The 5,167-nt window shown below is 67.3% G+C and carries 5 protein-coding genes; 4 read left to right on the top strand and 1 reads right to left on the bottom strand.

Features of this window, described 5'->3' with window-relative positions:
* The 4 genes from B5G02_RS10355 to B5G02_RS09920 form a co-directional block, all read left to right on the top strand.
* Positions 1-83, top strand: an 83-nt coding sequence (locus tag B5G02_RS10355) for an IS3 family transposase (protein WP_428843244.1), incomplete at its 5' end; no start/stop codon positions are given.
* Positions 84-241: 158 nt separating this feature from the next.
* On the top strand, positions 242-979 hold the full coding sequence (locus tag B5G02_RS09930) for an ABC transporter ATP-binding protein (protein ID WP_019238404.1): 738 nt from the start codon (positions 242-244) through the stop codon (positions 977-979).
* Position 980: 1 nt separating this feature from the next.
* Positions 981-3,866 (top strand): ABC transporter permease, encoded by a 2,886-nt coding sequence (locus B5G02_RS09925; RefSeq protein WP_094336094.1) that lies wholly within the window; start codon positions 981-983, stop codon positions 3,864-3,866.
* 375 nt (positions 3,867-4,241) lie between these two features.
* Positions 4,242-5,003, top strand: coding sequence for a transposase (locus tag B5G02_RS09920; protein ID WP_241146233.1), 762 nt, complete (start codon positions 4,242-4,244; stop codon positions 5,001-5,003).
* 78 nt (positions 5,004-5,081) lie between these two features.
* Here B5G02_RS09920 and B5G02_RS10350 read toward each other — a convergent pair.
* A partial coding sequence (locus B5G02_RS10350; RefSeq protein ID WP_428843242.1) for an IS3 family transposase occupies positions 5,082-5,167 on the bottom strand: 86 nt, incomplete at its 5' end.

Genomic DNA, 5,167 nt, shown 5'->3' with positions numbered 1-5,167 from the left:
GGAACCACGTGAGGCGGCAGGTCAAGCTGAAGGGCCTGACCCCGGCGGAGTTCCGGGAGCTGGCCCTCCGCGAGGCCGCTTAGCGGTTATGATTTAACGCGTCCAAGTTTTGGGGTGCAGTTCAATTTGAACCCGTCCCCATTGACTCACGTGACGAAACTGTCACGCGGTGGTCATCTGGGCGCAAGGGCGCGCATGCAGTATGGTTGGTGACGTATCCGCGCAAACGCTGGGAGCAGCCATGAACATCCTCTCCGTGGAGCACCTCACCAAAGTCTACGGCACGGGCCCGACGGCCGTGCGCGCCCTCGACGACGTCTCGTTCGCCGTCGAGGCGGGCGAGTTCATCGCCATCATCGGCAGCTCGGGCTCGGGCAAGTCGACCCTTCTGCACCTCATGGGCGGCGTCGACCGCCCCACCTCGGGCACCGTGCGCCTGCAGGGCCAGGACATCTTCGCACGCAACGACGAGCAGCTCGCCGTCTTCCGCCGCCGCGAGGTGGGCCTCGTCTACCAGTTCTACAACCTCATCCCCGTGCTCGACGTGGTGGAGAACATGACGCTGCCCGTGCGCATGGACGGACGCCCGGTGAACGAGCAGCGGCTCCAGATGCTGCTCCGCGCGCTCGGCCTCACCGGCCGCGAGCACAACCTGCCCAACCAGCTCTCCGGCGGGCAGCAGCAGCGCGTCGCCATCGGCCGCGCCCTCATGAACGCACCGGCCGTGGTGCTCGCCGACGAGCCTACCGGCAACCTCGATTCCAAGAACTCGGCCGAGATCATGACCCTGCTGCGCGACTCGAACCGCCAGCTCAAGCAGACGCTCATCGTCATCACCCACGACGAGGACATCGCGCTCATGGCCGACCGCGTCATCGCCATCGAGGACGGCCGCCTCGTGCGCGATGAGCGCCGCCGTCCCGCGCCCTCGGCGCACCTGGGCGGCGCGGCGCGCGCGGCGTCGGAGGAGGTGCGCTAGGATGGGCATCTTCACCCGCTTCACGCTGCGGTCGCTCGCGAAGAACCGTACGCGCACCGTCGTCTCCATCATCGGCGTCGCTCTCTCGTGTGCGCTCATAACCGCCGTGCTCACGAGCGTGGTATCGCTCTCGAACATGCTCATCGAGCGCACGGCGGCCGACGAGGGCTGGTGGTATGCCGAGGCCGCAGGCATCACGGCAGATGACCTCGAGCGCCTGGAAACCGATCCGGAGGTCACCGACCTGCTCACTATCACGGACCTGGGAACGGTCTCCCTCGGCGAGGACAACTCCGACCTCTTCGGGAAGTACCTCTACGTGAAGACCTGGCCCGATGTGCGCGGCGAGGACGAACCGCTCATCTCCACGCCCGAGATCGTCTCCGGCCGCGCCCCGGAGGCGCCGGGCGAGATCCTCCTCCCCCATTACCTGCAGAACGTCGAGCTCGCGCCCTGCGGCCTCTCGACCGCGAGCGGCGGCGCCATCGAGGTGGGCAGCAACGTCACCCTCGACCTGGGCACGCGCACCGTCACGAACCTGTCGGACGGCGCGAGCGCCACGGTAACGGCGATACGCGGCGATTACATCGATGAGGCGACCCAGACCGAGGCATACGATGCGGATCTCGGGAGCATCGAGGGCACCGTCGTGGGGTTCTACCGCGCCTACGGGTATTCCACCACCTATTCGCTCCAAGGCAACATCGCCTACATCTACGACGATGGCAGCGCCGCCGAGCGCGCGATTTCCGACGCGTCCGATGCCACGTGGGTGGGCGCGCTCTTCCGCACCGCGAACCCGGCGGACGCGGAGCAGCTCGCCGACGAGATCGTCGATGTCCACGGGCGCACCGTCGACGGCGCCTCGGCCGTCCACTCCTCCCTCATCCGCTGGATGGGCGCCACGCCGGACACCGCCATCTGGAACACGCTCTACCAGATCGCGGGCATCCTCGCCGCCGTCGTGGTGGTGGCGGGCGTGTCGCTCGTCTACAACTCGTTCGCCATCTCGGTGGCCGAGCGCACGCGCCAGTTCGGCCTGCTCTCGAGCCTGGGCGCGAGTCGCCGGCAGCTCCGCCGCACCGTGCTCGTCGAGGCGCTCATCATCGGCGGCATCGGCATCCCCGCCGGGCTCCTCCTCGGCCTTGCCGGCTGCTTCGTGGTGTTCGGCCTGCTCGGCGACGGCATCGCCGCACTCTCCGGCGGCGCGGCCGCGAGCGTGGTCGTGAGCCCCGTGGCGCTCGGCATCGCCGTGCTGCTCAGCCTCGTCACGCTTCTCGTGAGCGCCTGGGTGCCCGCGATCCGCGCGAGCCGCGTCTCGGCCGTGGACGCCATCCGCCAGACGCAGGACGTGCACCTCACCCGTCGGGCGCGCCGGGCACTGCGTCGCGCGGCACGGGGCGACGCGAACGGCACGGCCGGCACGGGTGCCCGCCCGCTCGGCCTCGCCGGCCGCCTCTTCGGCGTCCCCGGCTTCATCGCCCACCGGAACCTCACGCGCGCGTCGTCCAAGGGGCGCGTCACGGTGGCCGCGCTCGCCGTCTCGGTCGCGCTCCTCATCACATCGGGTTCCATCGCCGATGTCATGAGCTACGCGAGCGGCACCACGGTGGATACCATGGAGGGACAGGACCTCATCCTCTATATCGACGCCACGGGCGCCGGTGCGGACCAGTCGCTCGCGCTCGCAGACGGCAAGGTCGACGGCCCGGGCATGCAGGACGCGCTCGAGCGCTTCTACGCCGACGTGCAGGACATCGAGGACGCCGCGCCGAACGGCTATACGACCTCCTACGTCGCCGAGGCGCTCATGCCCGCGGGCATGCTCGATAGCGATGTCGAGAACCTCGAGAGCGGAGGCCCGCTCCTCGCGGACGGCTCGTGGTACGGCAGCGCCTACCTCGATTTCGTCGACGAGGCGAGCTGGGAGGCGTACGTCGATGCGCTCGGCCTCTCGCGCGATGCCTTCTGCTACCCCGCGCAGCCTCAGGCCATCGCGGTGAACGACTACGACGTCCATGACGGCGAGAAGTACAGCAACTACCAGCCGTTCCAGAGCACGGGCACGATCCGCTCGCTCGAATTCGCCGACCTCGACGGCCGCTTCATCTCCGGCATCGAGGACGACCCGGCAGGCGGCCTGCGCGCGCTGTACTACGACGACGAGGGCGAGCCGCACTACCTGCCCTATGCCGAGGCGGTCGCGCGCGAGCAGGACATCACGGTGGGCGCGCTCGCGAAGACGCGTCCCGGATGCACCACCGCCACGGGAACGCTCCAGCTCATCCTGCCCGCCTCCGCGATCGACCTCGCCGAGGGCGCCGGGTACGTGCGCGCGAGCATGTCCTTCGACACGGGCGGTGACGCGGCGCGCGCCAGCGAGGCGCAGGAGGCCATCGAGGACATCGCCGCCGACTACCCCGAGCTCGACATCACCTACACGAACGTCGCCCAGGGCAAGCTCCAAGCGCGCCTCATGGCCACCACGGTGAACACGTTCATCTACTGCTTCGCCGCCATCACCGGCCTCATCGCCGTGGCGAACGTGTTCAACACGCTCGCGAACGCGCTCATCCTGCGCCGCCGGGAGTTCGCGATGCTCAAGTCCATCGGCATGGGCAACCGGGCGTTCCGCCGCATGATCGCCTACGAGTGCGCGAGCTACGCGCTGCGCGGCTTTATCATCGGCTTCGTCGTCGCTGCGCTCGCCTCCTTCGGGCTCTACCAGTCCATGATGCTCTCGTACACCACCTACGAGTTCAGCCTGCCGTGGCTGCAGGTGGGCATCGCGGTGGTCGTGGTCGCCGCGGTGATCCTCGCGAGCGTGGCCTACGCCCTGCGCCGCACCAATGCCGCAAGCGTAGTCGACGCCCTCCGCGCCGAATGAGTCATTGGGGACGGGTTCATTTGACTCACCGAGTCATTGGGGACGGGTTCAATTGACTCACCGAGTCAATAGGGACAGGTTCATTTGACTCAGGCATAGCGAAGACGCGCCCCGCCATCGACGGTCAACCGATGGCGGGGTGCGTTGTGCCAACAGGCATCTGTCCACGTTCTGGCACCCATCACAGCTCCCCCACAACCCCGATTTCCTCCGTGCGCAGTCCCCTTTCCGCTCGCCGCAGCGCGCAAACCGCCTACGGAAACCAGGCATTTCTACGCCCGGCGGCGCTCCCGCTGTGCTACTACAGAACTCCCCCACCACAAATTTGGGGCCCCGACATCGCGGCTCCGAAGCGGCGGACAGGAAGGAGCGGGTATGGCACGGCAACCGAGACAGCGATCCCAAAGCGGCTTCTATCACGTCATGGTGCGTGGCAACGGGCGACAGGTCATCTTTTCGAATGACACCGACCGGCGCGCGTTCCTGCACATGCTTCGCACATGCCTGGGCGACAACGGCATCGAGCTCATCGCGTGGTGCCTCATGGACAACCACGCGCACCTGCTGGTCTCGGATCGCGATGCCGAGCTGACCGCCATGATGCATGCGCTCGAGACACGCTACGCGCGCTATTTCAACGAGACCACCGGACACGTGGGGTCGGTCTTTCAGGGGCGCTTCAAGAGCAAGGCAATCGAGACGGACGCCTACCTGTTGCAGGCCGTCCGCTACATCCACGACAATCCGCGGGACAGGGGCTACGCGCGAGATGCCTATCCTTGGAGCAGCTACGGCGAGTACGTCGGCACGCCGAGCATCGTCGACCCCAAGCCCGTGCTCGAGCTCATCGGAGGCCGGGAGCGATTCGCCGCGTTCAGCGAGGAGGGCGGGCGCGATACCTATACGTTCGCGATTCCCGCGAAACTCGACGACGGGGAGCTCATGCAGGTGGCGAAACGCTTGCTGCGCGGCATGGCGCCGTACCTCGTCAAAACCCTGCCGGCAAAGAAGCGGCTCGCATGCCTCCAGGCGCTCAAGCAGGCGGGGCTTTCCATCCGAAAGATGGAGCGGGCGACCGGCCTTGGCAGGAACCTCATTCAACGCGAGCTCGCCCGAGAAGCGAACAGCGCGCAATGAGTCAATGGGGACGGGTTCAAATGACTCAGTGAGTCAATGAACTGCACCCCAAAACTTGGACGCGTTAAATCATAACCGCTAAGCGGCCTCGCGGAGGGCCAGCTCCCGGAACTCCGCCGGGGTCAGGCCCTTCAGCTTGACCTGCCGCCTCACGTGGTTCCAGT

This window comes from [Collinsella] massiliensis (assembly GCF_002161605.1).
Lineage (GTDB): Bacteria > Actinomycetota > Coriobacteriia > Coriobacteriales > Coriobacteriaceae > Enorma.
The sequence above is the reverse complement of the archived record's forward strand: the minus strand, read 5'-3'. Positions and strand labels throughout refer to the sequence as shown.